Source organism: Asanoa hainanensis, from assembly GCF_900188485.1.
GTDB classification, from domain to species: Bacteria; Actinomycetota; Actinomycetes; order Mycobacteriales; family Micromonosporaceae; genus Asanoa; species Asanoa hainanensis.
On sequence record NZ_FZPH01000032.1, the window covers coordinates 13970 to 29095 of the forward strand.

Sequence of the window (15126 nt, forward strand, 5' to 3'; positions counted from 1 at the left end):
CAGCGGAGGCAGCAGCGTGCGTTATGGAATGAACCCCCACCAGCGGCCGGCCACCGTCACCGCGATCGACCCGGTGCGTCCGCCGTTCCGGTTCGTGCACGGCGACCCGTCGTACATCAACGTCCTCGACGCCGCTGCCGGCTGGCAGCTCGTCCGGGAGGCCGCCACCGCCCTCGGACGACCGGCCGCGGCCTCGTTCAAGCACGTCTCGCCGGCCGGCGCCGCGACCGCGGGTCCGCTGGATGCCGTCATGGCCCGGATCTACCGGCTGGACCCGAGCAAGACCGGACCACTGACCAGTGCGTACGCCCGGGCTCGGGACTGCGATCCGCAGAGTTCCTACGGAGACTTCGTCGCCATCTCGGAGCCCGTCGACGCGGAGCTCGCCGACCTGCTTAGCCGGGTGGTCGCGGACGGCATCGTGGCGCCGGGCTACGAGCCCGGGGTCGTCGCCACGCTCTCCGCCAAGAAGGGCGGCCGCTTCCTGGTCGTCGAAGCCGACGACCCGTTCGAGCCGCCGCGGACGGAGTCACGCGACGTCTACGGACTGCGCCTCACCCAGCCGCGCGACGACGTCCCGCTGACCCGCGACCTGCTGCGGGACCCGGAGCTGCCAGACGAGGCGGTGGACGACCTGCTGCTCGGTCTCGTCGTCGTCAGGCACACCCAGTCCAACTCGGTGGCGTACCTGCGGGACGGGATGACCCTGGGCATCGGCGCCGGCCAGCAGTCGCGGATCGGCTGCACCCGGCTGGCCGGCGCCAAGGTCGACACGTGGTGGCTGCGGCGCCATCCCGACGTCCCTGCCGGCCACGGCTCCAGGATCCAGGATCTGGTCGAGGAGCAGCTCCGGGCGCCGATCAGCGACCCGGAACGGACCGCGTGGCTGCGCGAGCTGGACCAGGTCGCGTTCGTGTCCGACGGCGCGCTGCCCTTCACCGACAACGTCGAGGAGGCCGGCCGGCACGGCGTGCGCTACATCGCCGAACCCGGTGGCTCGATCCGGTCCGCCGAGGTCGCCGCCGACAGCGGCCGCCGGGGCATCACGCTGATCCAGACCGGCACGAGGCTGTTCAGGCATTAGCTCCGGAAGGTCGACCGGTAGGCGTGCGGCGTCGCGCCGACCCGCCGGCTGAAGTGGTGCCGCAACGTCGCCGCGTCGCCGAAGCCGCTCTTGCCCGCGACCGCTTCGACCGCCAGCTCCGTCTCCTCCAGCAGACGGCGGGCCAGCAGGACGCGCTGCCCGGTCAGCCAGTCGTGCGGCGTCGTGCCGGTCTCCGCGCGGAACCGGCGGGCGAACGTGCGGGGCGCCATGTGGGCGCGGGCGGCCAGGTCGTCGACGGTGATCGGCCGGTCGAGGTTGGTGATCAGCCAGGTGAGCAGCGGTTCGAGGGTCGGGGCGTCGGGCGTACGCGCGATCGGGGCCTCGATGTATTGTGCCTGCCCGCCGTCGCGGTGCGGTGGGACGACCATCCGCCGGGCCAGCTTCGTGGCGATCTCCGAGCCGTGCTGCTGGCGTACCAGATGCAGGCAGGCGTCGATGCCCGCGGCGGTGCCCGCGCTGGTCAGCAGGTTGCCGTCGTGGACGTAGAGGTTGTTGCAGGCGACCTTGGCGCGCGGGAAGCGGGCCTGCAGCGCGTCGGCGTAGCGCCAGTGCGTGGTGCACTCGCGGTCGTCGAGCAGGCCGGCCTCGCCCAGGACGAACGCGCCCGAGCAGACGCTGAGCAGTTGGGCGCCCCGGGCGGCGGCCCGGCGCAGCGCGGCCAGCACTTCCGGCGGGACGGTCGAGCCGTCCTTGTGCGCCGGCACGGCGACCAGGTCGGCGTCTTCGAGTGGGCTGAGGTCGGCGGCGGGCATCAGGGTGAAGCCGTTCTGGGCGCGCACCGGGCCACCATCCGGCGAGCACACGTGGAACCGGTAGCCGGGGAAGCCGTCGGCCGTCCGGTCGGTCCCGAAGACCTCGCACAGCACGCCGAGCTCGAAGGCGGCGACGCCGTCCATGACGACCACCGCGACGTTGCGAAGCATGCTCGTCAGGCTAGCGGAAGAGTGGCAGAAATTCGAGGGACTATGGCATCTCTGCCACTGTCTGGATGTCCGGTCTCGGCGCAGACTTATCTATGTCAAGCCCGGTGCGCGCCGGCGGTCCTCAAAAGCCCACATCGAACAAGGGGATACCGCCATGTTTCTCGTCCTTTTTGTCGCTTTCCTGCTGGTACTCGCCGTCGCTTCGGCTGCCGGCTTCACAGCTGACACCCACGACTCGGCCGACTGGAAGCCATCACGCGGCGGCTTCCGCGAACCACAGACTTACTGATCTTGGGTGACCGGAAGAACCGACGAGGCGGCAGCCTCGACGGTTCTGAGGAATCAAGATTCACAAGTGGCCACCCAGTTGCCCTGGGTGGCCACCTTTCTTCCTGGTGGGTCGGCCATCGGGGCGTAACCCGCGTGGGGCAGGCTAGGGGCATGACCGACGGCTCCGGCACCTGGTACGACGCCGACATCGATCACGTGATCATCACCGAAGAGGAGATCCGGGAGAAGACCGGAGCCCTCGCCAAGCAGGTGGCCAGCGACTACGCGACCGTCACGGACGGGCTGATGCTCGTCTGCGTACTCAAGGGCGCTGTGATGTTCGTGGCCGACTTCGCCCGGGAGCTCGGCCGCCACGGCCCCCCGGTCGAACTCGAGTTCATGGCCGTCTCCTCGTACGGGCAGGGCACGACCTCTTCCGGGGTCGTCCGGATCCTCAAGGATCTCGACCGGGACATCGCCGGCCGCCACGTGATCGTCGTCGAGGACATCGTCGATTCGGGGCTGACCCTCTCCTGGCTGCTCAAATACCTGGAGTCGCGGGCCGCCGCCAGCGTCGAGGTGGTCGCGCTCTTCCGCAAGCCGGACGCGATCAAGGTGCACGTGCCGGTGAAGTACGTCGGGTTCGACATCCCGAGCGAGTTCGTGGTCGGATACGGGCTCGACTTCAACGAGCGCTACCGTGAGCTGCCCTACGTCGGCGTCCTCAAGCCAGAGGTATACGCCCGAGTTTGAGGATCTCCTCAGCTTCGTACAGCGGACTTACAGCATCCCCGGCTACCGTATGGACTAGCGCGGGGCTCAGTGGTTTGCGCCTCGCGCTCGGGGTGTACCTTCGAATGACCGTGGCGCACCCGGCGGCGCGGGCCGCGGTCGTCCCTGATAGGGGCTGGTCGTGGCGGGGGCCGACACCCCGGAACACCAGTCCGGCACGGTCATAACGTCGATCAGGAGGATGCGGGCGGCTCGCCGCTCGACAACAGTATGGAACGTACGCGTTTCTTCCGCCGACCGGTGGTCTGGATCATCCTTGTGATCGCCGGCGCAATCGCGCTCAGCTCGCTGTTCACGGGTGGACCCAGCTTCCACCGCGTGGACACCAGCGTCGCGCTGCAGCAGCTCAACAGCGGACCCGCCAACAGCATCCAAGAGGTCACGTTCCAGGACAAGGAACAGACCCTCCAGATGACGCTCGCCCAACCGCAGAAGTTCGGCGACACCAATACCAACCGCATCGAGGCGCAGTTCCCGGCCGAGGTCGGCGACGAGATCTGGAACGACGTCCAGAACGCGAAGACCGCCGACCGGATCAGCGGTGACATCGACACGCAGGTCTCCGGCGACAACGTGCTGCTGAGCCTGCTCGTCAACCTGCTGCCGATCGTGCTGCTCGTGGTGCTGCTGTTGTTCTTCATGTCGCAGATGCAGGGCGGCGGTTCCCGCGTCCTCAACTTCGGCAAGTCCAAGGCGAAGATGATCACCAAGGACACGCCGAAGACGACGTTCGCGGACGTCGCCGGCGCCGACGAGGCGGTCGAAGAGCTTCGCGAGATCAAGGACTTCCTCCAGAACCCGGCCAAGTACCAGGCACTCGGCGCCAAGATCCCGAAGGGCGTGCTGCTCTTCGGCCAGCCGGGTACGGGCAAGACGCTGCTCGCCCGCGCGGTCGCCGGTGAGGCCGGTGTGCCGTTCTACTCGATCTCCGGTTCCGACTTCGTCGAGATGTTCGTCGGTGTCGGCGCCAGCCGGGTCCGCGACCTCTTCGAGCAGGCCAAGGCCAACGCTCCGGCGATCGTGTTCGTCGACGAGATCGACGCCGTCGGCCGCCACCGCGGCGCCGGCATGGGCGGCGGTCACGACGAGCGCGAGCAGACGCTCAACCAGCTCCTCGTCGAGATGGACGGCTTCGACACCAAGGGCGGGGTCATCCTGATCGCGGCCACCAACCGGCCCGACATCCTCGACCCGGCGCTGCTGCGTCCCGGCCGCTTCGACCGGCAGATCGCCGTCGACACCCCCGACATGGACGGCCGCAAGGCGATCCTGCGGGTGCACGCCAAGGGCAAGCCGTTCGCGCCTGACGTCGACCTCGACGCGGTCGCCCGGCGTACCCCTGGCTTCAGCGGTGCCGACCTGGCCAACGTGATCAACGAGGCCGCGCTGCTCACCGCCCGCCACGACGGCCGGGCGATCAGCAACGACAACCTCGAAGAGTCGATCGACCGGGTGGTCGCCGGCCCGCAGCGCCGCACGCGGGTGATGAGCGACCACGAGAAGAAGATCACGGCTTATCACGAGGGCGGTCACGCACTGGTCGCCTGGGCGCTGCCGCACTCGGCGCCGGTGCACAAGGTGACGATCCTGCCGCGTTCGCGCTCGCTGGGTCACACCCTGGTGCTGCCGACGGAAGACAAATACACCCAGACCCGGGCCGAAATGATCGACACGCTGGCGTACGCGCTGGGCGGTCGGGCCGCCGAGGAACTGGTCTTCCACGAGCCGACCACCGGCGCCGGCGACGACATCAAGAAGGCCACGTCGCTGGCCCGGGCGATGGTCACGCAGTACGGCATGTCGTCGAAGCTCGGCGCGGTCAAGTACGGCACCAGCGGCGACGAGCCGTTCCTGGGCCGCACGATGGGCCACGAGCGCGACTACTCCGACGTGGTGGCGGCCGAGATCGACGGCGAGGTGCGCTCGCTGATCGAGCTCGCGCACGACGAGGCCTGGGAGATCCTGGTGGAATACCGGGACGTCCTCGACAGCCTCGTGCTGGAGCTGATCGAGAAGGAGACCATCTCGACCGCCGACATGGCGCGGATCGCCGCGCGGGTCGTCAAGCGGCCGCCGATGGCGCCCTTCAACGGTTTCGGCAAGCGTCGCCCGTCGACCGAGCCGCCGGTCCTCACCCCGGCCGAGCGCGACGCGCTCAAGGTCCAGGCGGAGGCCGACGGGGCCGAGGCCCGGGTTGGCTCGCCCAACAACAACTCGGACGGCGCACACTGAGCAGCATCGACTACGAGTCGGACGGCGAGGTCGAGCTCGACTACCTCGCCGCCCGGCTCGTAGACGGCAAGCTCGCCGGCCGTCCGGTCGAAGACTCGGTCGACCTCGGCCGCATCGAGAAGGCCGTCCGCGAGATCCTGATCGCCATCGGCGAGGACCCGGACCGCGACGGCCTGGTGAAAACCCCGCTACGGGTAGCCCGCGCCTACGCGGAACTGTTCGCGGGCCTGCGGGTCGACCCGGCCCAGGTGCTCAACACGACCTTCGACGCGTCGCACGAGGAACTCGTGCTGGTCCGCGACATCGAGGTCATGAGCGTCTGCGAACACCACCTACTCCCGTTCAAGGGCGTGGCGCACATCGGCTACATCCCGGGCCCGAACGGCCGGATCACGGGCCTGTCCAAACTGGCCCGCATCGTCGAGATCTACGCCCGCCGCCCGCAGGTCCAGGAGCGGCTCACCACCCAGATAGCCGACCTGCTGATGAACAAGCTCGACCCCCGCGGGGTGATCGCGGTGCTCGAATGCGAACACCTCTGCATGGCGATGCGCGGCATCCAGAAGGACGGGGCAAAAACAATCACGTCCGCGGTCCGGGGCATCTTCCAGAGCGACGCCAAGAGCCGATCAGAAGCGATGGCCCTGATCATCAATTGATTTCCCGGGTCTGCGGCGGTCACGGCCGTCGCTCCCGCCGGGGACCGCCCCGCTTCGCGGTGGGCGGGGCCTGTTGCTCCGGTCGGGGACCGCTCGCATCGCGTCGCTGCCAGGTCGAGAGTTGGTCCGAAGCGGTGGCGCTGGTCATTAATTGATTTCCCGGGTTCGCGGTGGGCGCGGCCGTTGCTCCCGCCGGGGACCGCTCGCTTCGCGTCGCTGCCAGGTCCGCGGGGGTTTCCTCTCAGCGGCGCGCCGTGGTGATCACGATGTCCGTCCCGACCGTCACGGTGACGTCCTCGAAGCCCTCGGCGAGCGCGTAGGCCTCTTCCACTGTTTCCGGCAGCGTCAGGTCTGTGGCCAGCAGCTTCGCGAACTGCTCGCTCGGGTTGAACCGTGACCGAAGCGGCAGGGTGTAGCCGACCCGCCCGCCGGGCTTAAGGACGCGCCGCCAGTCGTCGAGGGCGGCGCGTCCGAGAAAATGCAACGAGGACGCGCAGAGGACGACGTCGACGCTCCCGTCGGCGACGGGCAACGGCAACGCCGAACCCACCTGCCAAGTGATCCCCGCTTCGGGGCCGATGGCCCGCCCGCGAGCGATCATGGCGGGCGAGGCATCGATCGCGAGAATCGACTCAGCCCGGCCGACGATCGCCCGCGCGATCGCCCCAGTGCCGCAAGCGACATCAACCACGACCCCGCCAAGAGCACCAACGGTCGCAACAAGCCGGCGCGCGATCTCGTCGTGCCGCCCGTCATCGTCATAGAAACCTGCGACGCCATCAAAGGCAGACGCCAACTGCTGAGTGCTGACCACGGTCCGAACAGTATGCGCGGGCACTGCACGGACGCACGGCACTTTCCGCGTCCTGCCGGGTCGGCACCCGTCGGGCCGAGCCGCGGGCTGTCTACGGCCCAACGTTTGGTGTGGCCGACGGGCGATTGGTACGGCGATGGCCGAGTCGGATCCGCGGTGCGCCTGGCTGGGCGTTCTCCCTGCCACTTTGCTTCAGCGTTCTGGTCGGCGGGTCTTCCTAGTTCGCTTCCGACGCTTTGGTTGTAGGACTCCGGCCGTTTCTTCACGCCGACGCCGACGCCGACGGTGCCGCGCGCGAAGGCTTTACTCTCACCACCGCCACCTGGCCGGCGGCGGAAGGGGCAGGCGTTGGGCCGTGGGTGGCGCCGGCGGACGTTGAGGTTCCGCGCCCGCCGGCGCCTTTCGTATCTGGGGCCGGGCAAGCGGCGGGCCCAGGGCCGCCCGCCCACACGGCACTTTCCCGGACACGACCCCGGTATCGGGGCAGAGCCGCCGCACACCTGGACTCCGCCTCGCCCCGATCTCAGATGCGAACAGTGCCTAGGTCACCGTTAGGTGGTCGTGCTGAGGATTGGCGCTGGGCTTGGTTCAGTGGCCGCGCGGTTCGTCCAGCGCTCTGACAGTGTCAGCGCGACCACCGCCGCGCCCAGCAGGATCGAACCGGCCGTCGCCGATGCCGTTAGCCGTTCGTCCAGCCAGAGGACCGCGATGATGGCAGCGGCCAAGGGCTCGACCAACGCGAGGATCGAGGCGGTGGTCGCCCGCACCACCGTCAGTCCCGCGAAGAACAGGGCGTAGGCCAGGGCCGAAGGCGCCGCGCCCAGGTAGGCGAGTAGGGCCACCGTCTGGGCCGCGTCGCCCGTGGTGGGTAGCAGGCCCTCGAGCAGGGCCGCCGGGAACAGGCAGAGCAGGCCGACCGTAAAGCCGCCCAGGGTCATGGACAGTGGGTCGCTGGTCGGACCGGATCGGCGGTTGAGCAGGGTGACGGCCGCGTAGCCGGTGGCGGACACGGCCGCGCAGGCCAGCCCCAGTGCCGGCGCCGAACCGGTGGTAGCGCCTCCGCCGCCGACGAGCAGGAGCAGGCCGAGCAGCGCGAGCGCCACGGTCAGGGCGCCGCCCAGCCCCAGGCGTTCGTCGCTGGTGAGACGGGCGCCGACGGCGATGAGGATCGGGCCGGAGCCCAGCGTCACCACGGTCGCGATGGCGAGGCCGGCGTATTGGACGGACGCGAAGTACGCGGTCTGGAAGACGACCAGGCCCACGCCGGTGATCACCACCTGGCGCAGCGGTTGTCGGGCGGTCGGCCTCCGGCGGCGGGCAACTAACTGGACCGCGCCGAGCAATAGCGCGCCGAAGGCAAAGCGCCAGAACGAGACCGCGATCGGGCCCAGGCCACTGGTGTCGTAGAGGATCGCGGCGCCGGCGCCGGCGGTGCCCCAGGCCACGGCCGCTACGAGGATGTAGAGGATTCCCCGCTCGACGGGCAGGGTTGATTTCGAGTGCAACTCAGTTCTCCGTGTCATCGCCGCCCGGGCGCCACTGAAGGACCCGGGCTCGGGAAAGAAACAAGAGCCGGGTCAGCTAACGATGATCGTTAGCGAATAGCGGGCGGCGAAAGCACGAACCGAGTCACCGGGCGACCATACCGCAGCGGTCTCGCTGTGGCATGTGGATTGTGTCCCGCGGACCTGGCAGGGACGGGCCCCCTCGGGCCCGGCCCGGTCCCCGGCGGGAGCAACGGTCGCGCCCCCGGCGGGCCCGGGAAAGCCGCATCTCGATCTTGATTTACACCATGCTGCGGAAGTTGTCGGCGGAGGTGAGGGCGTTCGAGGCGAGCGATTGCGCCTCGTCGAGCCGTGACCTGGCCTGCTCGAGGTTCGCGATCGCGTCCATGATGGACGGGTGGGCGGAGCCGATCGCCGTGAAGCGGAGCCTGGTCAGCGCCTCGTCGAACGCGTCCGTCACCCCGCGCAGGGTCTGTAGGGCGCGTTGGGTCTGGTCGACGGACGCGGCGACGTTGAGCTTGACCTCTTCGACGTTCGGCATGCGGACCGCCTAGGTGACGGCCAGGACGGCCTGGCCGATGAGGGTGATCAGGATGGGTGCGAAGCAGGTCGCGGCGCCGATCGGCAGGGTGCGGTCGACCTTGCAGCCGGTGGGCGCGGGGAACGCCGCGCCGATCGTGACCCACGCGAACCCGAGCGCGACCAGTGGCAACGCCAGTCCGCAGCCGAGCGCGTAGATCGTCATCGGCGTGCCGTGGGCGGTGACCAGCAACGCGATCTGGACCACCAGGACGGCGCCGGCGAATGGGCCGTATACCAGCATGTTGCGTACCCAGCTGGTGACCGGCGTGCGTGGGCCGGTCACGCCGAGCGCGGCTCCGGGCACGCCGAGCAGGGCGGCGTCGGCCCGGTCGGCGGTCGATCGGGCCTGGTGCAACGCGGTCAACACCCCCGCCGGATCGCCGGCGATGGCCCGGCCGGCCGCCTCGGCGTCGGCCTGGGTCGGGTGGAGATCGACATCGGGTACGCCCGCCTCGCGCAACCGTGCCTGTTGCGGCACCAGCCGGGCCCGGACCGCGGAGAGCTCCTCCCGTGCCGCCCGCGTCGTCTGGGCCTGCTCGCCGGCCGCGGTTGCCGCACCCCGGCGCACGGCGTCGAGGCGTTGGGCGGCGGCGCAGTAGTCGGACCAGGCCGTGCCCGGGTCGGTGTCGTCGGCCCGCTGCGCGTGGCCGTAGGACGGCTGTTGCGGCACCGGGTTGGGATGCGGGTTCGCCGGCAGCGGGGTGGGCACCGGCTGGTCCGGCACGCTGTACGGGGTGCCGTTGGTCGGCTGGTCGGTGGTCATCGGTCGGCCTCGGGGCGCGCGAACGGCACGATCACCGAGGTGCGGTCGGTGTGCCGGTCGTGCAGCAGCGCCCGGTTGTCGCGGGGTTGCCAGTCGACCGCCCTGTTGAGCAGCAGGCTCACGTCGGCGCCGGGAACGTTGAGGAACACCAGACCGGCGACGTCTTCGCGGGCGGCGGGGCCGACCTCGTCGGTGAACCGTCGCAGGCCGCGCCACCACGAGAGCAGGTGCACGCCGCGCCCGGGGCCGGTGCGCAACACGAGGCGCAGCCGGTCGGGTGGCAACGCCCCGCCGGCCATCGCGTCCATCCCGAACACGACCATGTAGCCCGGGCGGTCGATGGTCAGCGCTCCGGCGAGCTCGGCCGCGGTGACCATCTCGACCTCCTGCCGCTCGGCGAGGTCGCGGGCCAGCTCGGCGGCGACATCGTCGCCTTCGGCGACCAGAGATGCGATCACGAATCGGGCGGTACGCGGTGCGTGGTGCGCGGCGACGCTACGGGCGGCGGCGTCGAGCACTCCGGCGCCGGCCGCGCTGGGACCGATCACCGCGAGGTGCCGGCCGGGCGCGGTGTCGAGCGGGAACGCCGCCGTGCTGAGCGGCACGTCGATGTGCCGGCCGACCAGTGCCGCGGGGCGGGTGATCCGGCCGGCGAGGGCCGCCCGGAAGGTGGGGTCGTCGTTGAGGTGCTGATGCGCGTACCCGGCGAAGACCTTGGGCGGTGCGGCATCGGGTTTGCGGCGTTCCCACAGGGCGTGGCGCAGCTTGACCAACGCGGACCGGTCGCCGTGCGGGTCCGGGAAACGGATCACTCGCTCGTGCCCGCGGGTCGCGCCGCGCGGGCCGCCGAGACCGCCGGCGGTGTTGACTACCGCGGCGCCGAGCGGGAGGCCGGCGGCCGCGTCGTTGGTCGGCTCCAACACGTCGCCGCCGCCCGGGAGCGCGACCCGCACCGGGAACTGGCCGAAGATCGAGTCGCGCTTGGCGTAGAGCGCTTCGACACCGAGCACCGTCTGACTGGCCAGGACCAGATGGATGCCGTACGAGCGACCCTTGCGCGCCAGCGACTCGAGCAGCGTGACCGCCTCGGTGGCCGCCCGGTCGGCGCCGGCGAGCAGCACCTGGAACTCGTCGACGACGCAGACGATCCGGGGCAGCGGCTGGCTCTCGCGCAGGTCCGTGAACCGGGTGACGCCGGCCCTCTTGTAGGCGACCGAGCGGCGACCCATCTCGGCGTCGAGCTCGCGCAGCACGGCAAGGCCGTACTCCCGGTCGGACTCGACACCGACGGCGCGGGCGTGCGGCAGCCAGGTGCGGTCGCGCTCGGTCGGCACGAACTCGGCGAAGGAGATGCCCTCTTTGAAGTCGAGCAGGTACAGCGTCATCTCGTCGGGGCCGTAGCGGGTGGCCAGGCCGTACAAGACGTTGATCAGGAACGCGGTCTTACCGGCACCGGACCGACCGCCGATCATCCAGTGTGGAGTCAGGTCGTTGAACTGGAGGTTCACCGGCCGGTCTCCGTCGTGCCCGACCACGGTCGCGAGGCCGGACGCGGACTCGTCGGTCCAGGTCTCGCTCTCCTCGTCGGGCAGCAGGTCACGCAGGTTGAGCCGCGAACTGGCGGCGAACCGGGCGCCGAGCTCGGCACAAACCCGCTCGAACAGGTGCGGCGGCGGGTCGTCGTCGAGGAACACGGGCGCGTTGAGGCCGACGTGCGGCGACGTCGCGAAGTTGGCGCCCGGTGGGTCGCTGACCAGGGCGTGGGGGTTGCGCAACGCGATCCGGGTGGCCAGCGGCAGCGGCTGCTGGGTGGTCTCCAGGGTCAGCGGTGGCGGGGGCCAGCCGGCGACGATCAGGTGCAGCCCGGCCTCCGGCCCGGCCTGCGCCAAGGCGGAGATGCGGGTCAGATCGGCGGTCTCGGTGAGCTCGGGCAAGCTCGCGATGACAAGGAGGAGGGTACGTTCGCGCCGGTTGTGCCGGACGGCGGTCGGGCGGGCGGGGCGCACCCACTGCTCGGCCTCGGCGAGCACGGCCCGCAGCGCCGTGCGATCGGTGGCCGGAGGAGGCATCAACCCGGCGTCGGCGAGGGCGGCGAAGGGAGCGAACAGCATTCCGCCGCCGGCCGCGTCGACCGCGCGTACGAGCAACGACCCGGGCGGCGCGGCGGCGAGCAACCGGAGCAGGGTGGCCCTGATCAACCCGGCGACGCGAGGATCACGAGCGTCGGCGTCGATCGTCAGGTGACCGGTGCCGAGCAGCGGAACGATGGCGGGGAACCGGGCGTCGTCGAGCGGCTGCGCGGTGCCGATCCGCACGAAGGACGGCACCCGTGGCCCACCGAGCGGAGTGTCTTCGAACCGCGCGTCGAGCTGCCCACCGAGCCAGCCGGGCGTAAGCACACCGGCGGCGGCCCGGAGCCGCTCGGCCAGATCATGCTGTGCGCGCTCGTCAGCGACAGGCGCCCTCACACCGGCAAGAGCGACTTCGGCGGCATCGACCACCGCAGCAGCCCGCCGGTGCAACGCGGCGGCTTCCAAGGCTCGCGCCTGCGTCCTGGACACACCGCTCACCTCCCGGAGTGACGGTATAGCAGCGCGGCAGAATGTCCCACGCTCCCCTCCGCGTGCCGTGCGGCTAACCTCGACACGTGGCCCCGGCATCCTCCGCACGCACGACCCCGAGCGAGCGAAGCGTCCGCCCGCTGCGCCTCCTCCTGCTGGTGGTAGGCGGAGTCCTGACCTTGCTCTGCCTGGGCGGGGTCGGCGTAGGAATCAACCTCTACGACGAAGCCACCGCCATCGACCGCGGCGAGCCGGATGTGACGGTCGATAACTACCTGCGGGAGTTTCTCGTACAACGTAACGATGCTCGTGCCGAGTCGCTGGAATGCGCGGACGACAGCGCGTTGGAGCCTATTCGGGCGTTCAAGGCCGATGTGGACCGTCGCGAAGAAGGCTTTGGAATCACGATCGACGTTTCCTGGGGCCCGCTCACGGTGACTGAGGTTGGTTCCGATCGGACCGTGGCCACGCAACTCACCCGAACCATCGCCGGCGCCGAAAGGTCGACGCAAGATTGGCAGTTCAGGGTCGTGGACGAAGGCGGCGGGTGGAAGGTCTGCGGTGCACAACTGCTTGGCTAACTATTCGATCCAAAGCAGGTGCACAGGGACCTCGACCGTCTTTGGCGCTTGCCCGCTCCATGCCCAGCGATACCATTCGAGTTCGGTCGCCAGCCGAACGCAGATGTCGCCATCCGCATTGGTGTGGACTTCCGTGACTGCCCGAAGGTCTCGGCGTTCGACCCCGTCAACCACCTGAACGACGCGTCGGCCAGAGAGTGCGTCCACGTCGACTGCTGGCACAGCTACGCGGGTGGCAGGGAAATCGAGCGAGACAAGGCGGGAGACTACGTCCCGATGACTGCCGGCCTTCCCAGGAGCGCCCAACGTCTCGACCCAGACCCGGTCGATCGGTACCAGGGGCGCGAAGACCTCGATTTGTTCGGACTCGGCGCGGTACCACTCCTGCTCCGGAATCGCCGGGACGTACGTGCGGCTGCCTTGCACGATCCGGTCGTCGGCGCGCAGGTCGCCACGCCAACCTGCGCCGGGGAACCCGACTACCAGACGTCGGCCCCGTAGGTCCTCGACGCCTGCCGCTGGTGTGGGCACGATTGACCGAGGTGGCCGAGGCGCCCAGTCGGGCTGGTCGGCGAATGGGTCCGGCATCGGCTCGCGGCTCATCAGTTGTCTCCGCTCCGTACGCCCAAGATCCGGCGGCTATGCACCGGGGCCTAGCGGCGCGCCCTTTTCCCGCATCCACTTCGATGGTTCAGTCGCACCCGCCGAGCTGCGGTCGCCATTCAGGTGCACCTCGAAGTGTAGGTGGGGGCCTGACGAGTGACCGCTCGTGCCGACGATGCCGATCGGTTGGCCAGCGGCCACTGTTTGGCCGACTCGGACCTTGGGGCGGTAAAGCATATGGCAATAGCGGGTCATGACTTCGCTAGCGTGCATGATGTCGACATACCATCCGCAACCGGGCGTCGATGGCGAACCGTCGCGGTCGCAGCGAAACGGCGGTGTCTGGTCGTTGTCGCACCGCGACACGATGACGGTGCCTGCCGCTGCGGCGAGGATGTCGTCACCCCGCGACGCGCCAAGGTCGACACCCTGATGGCTGGGCCGCGATGAGGTCCGGAACCCGGATACCACGCCGGCCTTGACCGGGGCAGTCCAACCAGACGCCGCCACGTCGCCAATAGCGGCGCAGGTCAACGTCGAGTTGGCTCCGACCGCTCGCGCCGCGCCGTCAGCCAACATGTTCACGATCTCTGCCGCATCGGGCTCATGCTTGGCGTAGGCGTCGGGGAACGCGCTGCGTTGCACTGCCTGGGCAGCGTCGGTCAACGACATCTGCTCCCAGCCGCGGACCTTCACGAGCTTCTGATAGAACTTCCGGCTGGCGTAGACCGGGTCCTGAACCTGCGCCGGCGTGCCCCAGCCCTGACTCGGGCGCTGTTGGAAGAGCCCGAGCGAGTCGTGGTCATTGCGGGAGCCGAGGTTACCCAGATTGTTCAGCGACGATTCCTGCATTGCCGTCGCGATCGCGATGACCCAACCCTTTGGGGGCACCTTCAGGTCCGCGCCGACGTTGATGATCGTGGCCGCGTTCCGCAACTGAGTCGGGCTGTAGCCGGACACTCGTGGGAGGTCGCCGTCCTCCGGCAACGGTCCGGCGGCACCGCAGCCGTAGGACGACAGTGCTTGGTTGCTGTCATTGCCCAAGCCGTCGAGGAAAAAGGCGGCGGTGCCGCCCCCACAGCAGAGCAACGCCAATGTCGCCGTGATCGCGACCAGGGCAACTACCCGCTTCGGGCGACGTCGCCGGGATGTCTCGTCCAGTTCACCGGTCAGCATCATGAGCGATCCCAGTCAACGCCGTCCACCAACCACCGTCCGTCTGCGACGACGACCCGGAGCAGCAGCGTTCCGGAATCGACCGGATAGGACACCTCCACCAGACCCGTGCCGCGTGGCACCACCGTTGGAGTGCCGGTCAGTCGCTCTGCTGGGACGACGACCGGATCCACTCCTTTGAGCTTGGCGGCGAGGCCCGCAGTGGTGTGCGGAACCAGCGCCGCGTACCAGTCCGCGACTTTCGCGGTGCGGTCCAGCCACGATGTTGCGAATGCTTTTGCGATTTCCGCCGGCTCCTGGGCGCCGGGACTTAGGCTCGGCCCCGGATCCACTGCGGTGGAAGTTACTGGGCGGGGTTCGACAACGCCATCGTCGGCCTCTTCTGGATCGGTGGTCGCCGTGCTCGAACTGTCGACCGCCGGAAACACCCCTGCGGAGCGACCGTCAGGACCGGAAACGACTCGGGCGATGCCGACGACACCGAAGACGATGATCGCCAAGACCACGGCGACTCCGAGCCGTGACCGCAGCGCCGAGGTACCGAGGAGTTGGAACACCCG

Annotated in this window: 15 protein-coding genes; 6 read left to right on the forward strand and 9 right to left on the reverse strand. The window is 69.6% G+C overall.

What is annotated here, in order from left to right; all coding sequences use genetic code 11:
- Positions 1-16: 16 nt before the first annotated feature.
- The gene (locus tag CHC05_RS39230) at positions 17-1084 is read left to right on the forward strand and encodes a hypothetical protein (RefSeq protein ID WP_218824822.1); all 1068 of its coding nucleotides are present in this window, start codon (positions 17-19) and stop codon (positions 1082-1084) included.
- On the opposite strand, the gene CHC05_RS39235 is transcribed toward CHC05_RS39230, so the two are convergent.
- Positions 1081-2028: a GlxA family transcriptional regulator gene (locus tag CHC05_RS39235; RefSeq protein ID WP_089255743.1), complete on the reverse strand. Its 948-nt coding sequence runs from the start codon at positions 2026-2028 to the stop codon at positions 1081-1083. The genes CHC05_RS39230 and CHC05_RS39235 overlap by 4 nt on opposite strands.
- Before the next feature lie 154 nt (positions 2029-2182).
- On the opposite strand from CHC05_RS39235, the gene CHC05_RS43230 reads away from it, so the two are divergent.
- From CHC05_RS43230 to folE, 4 genes are all read left to right on the forward strand, one after another.
- A complete protein-coding gene (locus CHC05_RS43230) occupies positions 2183-2317 on the forward strand; it encodes a hypothetical protein (RefSeq protein WP_281257797.1) in 135 nt (44 codons plus the stop codon).
- A 152-nt stretch (positions 2318-2469) separates the two neighbouring features.
- A complete protein-coding gene (hpt, locus tag CHC05_RS39240; RefSeq protein ID WP_089255745.1) occupies positions 2470-3051 on the forward strand; it encodes a hypoxanthine phosphoribosyltransferase in 582 nt (193 codons plus the stop codon).
- Positions 3052-3300: 249 nt separating this feature from the next.
- Entirely contained in the window at positions 3301-5322 is a 2022-nt protein-coding gene (gene ftsH / locus CHC05_RS39245) for an ATP-dependent zinc metalloprotease FtsH (RefSeq protein ID WP_089255747.1), read from the forward strand.
- The gene (folE, locus tag CHC05_RS39250; RefSeq protein ID WP_089255749.1) at positions 5319-5981 is read left to right on the forward strand and encodes a GTP cyclohydrolase I FolE; all 663 of its coding nucleotides are present in this window, start codon (positions 5319-5321) and stop codon (positions 5979-5981) included. Before ftsH ends, folE begins: the two co-directional genes overlap by 4 nt.
- Before the next feature lie 241 nt (positions 5982-6222).
- On the opposite strand, the gene CHC05_RS39255 is transcribed toward folE, so the two are convergent.
- The 5 genes from CHC05_RS39255 to CHC05_RS39275 all read right to left on the reverse strand — a co-directional run bounded on the left by CHC05_RS39255 (position 6223) and on the right by CHC05_RS39275 (position 12215).
- Positions 6223-6795 (reverse strand): class I SAM-dependent methyltransferase, encoded by a 573-nt coding sequence (locus tag CHC05_RS39255; RefSeq protein ID WP_089255751.1) that lies wholly within the window; start codon positions 6793-6795, stop codon positions 6223-6225.
- 551 nt (positions 6796-7346) lie between these two features.
- On the reverse strand, positions 7347-8300 hold the full coding sequence (locus tag CHC05_RS39260; protein WP_245871456.1) for a DMT family transporter: 954 nt from the start codon (positions 8298-8300) through the stop codon (positions 7347-7349).
- Between the two features lie 280 nt (positions 8301-8580).
- Positions 8581-8841, reverse strand: a complete 261-nt coding sequence (locus tag CHC05_RS39265; protein ID WP_089255755.1) for a hypothetical protein — start codon at positions 8839-8841, stop codon at positions 8581-8583.
- Positions 8842-8850: 9 nt separating this feature from the next.
- The gene (locus CHC05_RS39270; protein WP_245871458.1) at positions 8851-9645 is read right to left on the reverse strand and encodes a hypothetical protein; all 795 of its coding nucleotides are present in this window, start codon (positions 9643-9645) and stop codon (positions 8851-8853) included.
- On the reverse strand, positions 9642-12215 hold the full coding sequence (locus CHC05_RS39275) for an FtsK/SpoIIIE domain-containing protein (RefSeq protein WP_425426920.1): 2574 nt from the start codon (positions 12213-12215) through the stop codon (positions 9642-9644). Before CHC05_RS39275 ends, CHC05_RS39270 begins: the two co-directional genes overlap by 4 nt.
- 77 nt (positions 12216-12292) lie before the next feature.
- On the opposite strand from CHC05_RS39275, the gene CHC05_RS39280 reads away from it, so the two are divergent.
- A complete protein-coding gene (locus tag CHC05_RS39280; protein WP_144022983.1) occupies positions 12293-12787 on the forward strand; it encodes a hypothetical protein in 495 nt (164 codons plus the stop codon).
- On the opposite strand, the gene CHC05_RS39285 is transcribed toward CHC05_RS39280, so the two are convergent.
- The 3 genes from CHC05_RS39285 to CHC05_RS39295 are packed head-to-tail and all read right to left on the reverse strand — an operon-like array spanning position 12788 to position 15123.
- A complete protein-coding gene (locus CHC05_RS39285) occupies positions 12788-13390 on the reverse strand; it encodes a hypothetical protein (protein WP_089255761.1) in 603 nt (200 codons plus the stop codon).
- Between the two features lie 36 nt (positions 13391-13426).
- Entirely contained in the window at positions 13427-14566 is a 1140-nt protein-coding gene (locus tag CHC05_RS39290; RefSeq protein ID WP_089255821.1) for a M23 family metallopeptidase, read from the reverse strand.
- Positions 14566-15123, reverse strand: a complete 558-nt coding sequence (locus CHC05_RS39295) for a hypothetical protein (RefSeq protein WP_245871463.1) — start codon at positions 15121-15123, stop codon at positions 14566-14568. The genes CHC05_RS39290 and CHC05_RS39295 overlap by 1 nt, the downstream gene beginning before the upstream one ends.
- Positions 15124-15126: the final 3 nt, after the last annotated feature.

Coding starts and splice junctions, on each gene's coding strand:
- hpt (WP_089255745.1), top strand. CDS start 2,470: ATGACCGACGGCTCCGGCACCTGGTACGACGCCGACATCGATCACGTG.
- CHC05_RS39235 (WP_089255743.1), bottom strand. CDS start 2,028: ATGCTTCGCAACGTCGCGGTGGTCGTCATGGACGGCGTCGCCGCCTTC.
- CHC05_RS43230 (WP_281257797.1), top strand. CDS start 2,183: ATGTTTCTCGTCCTTTTTGTCGCTTTCCTGCTGGTACTCGCCGTCGCT.
- CHC05_RS39265 (WP_089255755.1), bottom strand. CDS start 8,841: ATGCCGAACGTCGAAGAGGTCAAGCTCAACGTCGCCGCGTCCGTCGAC.
- CHC05_RS39285 (WP_089255761.1), bottom strand. CDS start 13,390: ATGAGCCGCGAGCCGATGCCGGACCCATTCGCCGACCAGCCCGACTGG.
- CHC05_RS39290 (WP_089255821.1), bottom strand. CDS start 14,566: ATGCTGACCGGTGAACTGGACGAGACATCCCGGCGACGTCGCCCGAAG.
- ftsH (WP_089255747.1), top strand. CDS start 3,301: ATGGAACGTACGCGTTTCTTCCGCCGACCGGTGGTCTGGATCATCCTT.
- CHC05_RS39270 (WP_245871458.1), bottom strand. CDS start 9,645: ATGACCACCGACCAGCCGACCAACGGCACCCCGTACAGCGTGCCGGAC.